Source organism: Corynebacterium amycolatum SK46, assembly GCF_000173655.1.
Classification (GTDB): domain Bacteria; phylum Actinomycetota; class Actinomycetes; order Mycobacteriales; family Mycobacteriaceae; genus Corynebacterium; species Corynebacterium amycolatum_A.
The window spans coordinates 1-1,450 of record NZ_ABZU01000043.1; the positions used below are offsets into that span (position 1 = coordinate 1).

General features: G+C 63.1%; 1 protein-coding gene. It reads left to right on the forward strand.

Annotated elements, in window-relative coordinates; genetic code table 11:
• The first annotated feature begins 136 nt into the window (after positions 1-136).
• Positions 137-1,450 (forward strand): ISL3 family transposase, encoded by a 1,314-nt coding sequence (locus tag CORAM0001_RS10820; RefSeq protein WP_016421854.1) that lies wholly within the window; start codon positions 137-139, stop codon positions 1,448-1,450.

Genomic DNA, 1,450 nt, shown 5'->3' on the forward strand with positions numbered 1-1,450 from the left:
CTCTTCCGGTTTCGGAGTGCGTAGCGGGGTGAAGAAGACCACGGTGGGTTCAGCGGGTCACCACAACATATAGGGGTCCCCGGTGTGAAGATGAAAGTTCCTACACAATCATCTGAACACACCAGGGACCCGCACCGTGAAGCCTACTGGCAACCTCGTCGCCGACACCATCTGCCGCACCGCCGAGATCGGCTTGACGATCACCGGTGCCGCCGACGCGGGCACCATCACCATCATCGATGCCGCACCGGTGGCCGTGAGCAATACCTGCCCCGAGTGCGGGCACCCAGGGAAGCTACGCGATCACATCCTCCGCCGGCTCGTTGATCTTCCCGTCGTCGGCTTCCCCAGCCGCCTGGATGTCCGCGTTCCCCGCTTCCTGTGCACAGCCACGTCGTGTCCGAGGAAGATCTTCCAGACATCCCTGGCCTGCGCGGATGACGGATCCAAGCTCACCCACCGCGTCACCCGCTGGATCCTCCAGCGCCTGGCGATTGACCGGATGAGTGTCTCTGCCACCGCCAAAGCACTCGGCATCGGCTGGGACCTGGTCAACCAGGTCGCACTCGATGCCTGCCGCCAGCTTGTCTACGACGACCCGCACCACCTGGACGGGGTGCGCATCCTCGGCGTCGATGAACATGTCTGGAAGCACACTCGAAAGCCCGGTCAGCCGTCGAACCTGGTGACCATCCTCGTCGACCTCACCCCACTGGTCGACGGACGTGGTCCGGCCCGACTGCTGGACCTGCGTCCCGGACGCAGTGCGGAAGTGCTGCGCACCTGGCTGCAGGAACGCGACCCTAGCTTCCGCAGCCAAGTGCAGGTGGTGACCATGGATGGCTTCACCGGCTACGCCTCCGCCGTCGACCAGGTCCTCCCGGACGCGACCAAGGTGATGGATCCGTTTCACGTAGTCCATCTGGCTGCCGACAAGCTCACCGGCTGTCGGCAGCGACTCCAACGAGAGACCACCGGACGACGCGGACGCAAAGACGACCCGCTGTACAAGTACCGCCGGACCTTGTTGACCAGGACGAACTACCTCACGCAGCGGCAGAAACAACGACTCGACCTGTTATGGGCCACCGACGATGACTACGTGGCACTCGAGGTGACCTGGCTGTTCTACCAGGACATGATCGCGGCGTACGGGCATCCGAAGAAATCAGAGGGCAAGAAGCTCATGAGCCGGGTGATCAACAGCCTGCGTAAGGGACTACCCGCAGGTCTGGAGGAGCTCGCCCAACTGGGGCGCACCTTGTGGCGCCGACGTGAGGACGTGTTGGCCTACTTCGATATCGGCGCGTCCAACGGGCCGGTCGAATCCATCAACGGCAGGCTCGAGCACCTGCGCGGGATCGCCCTGGGCTTCAGGAATCTCAACCACTACATCTTGCGGTGCTTGATCCACTCCGGACAGCTGCAGGGGAAGATCAACGCACTCTAA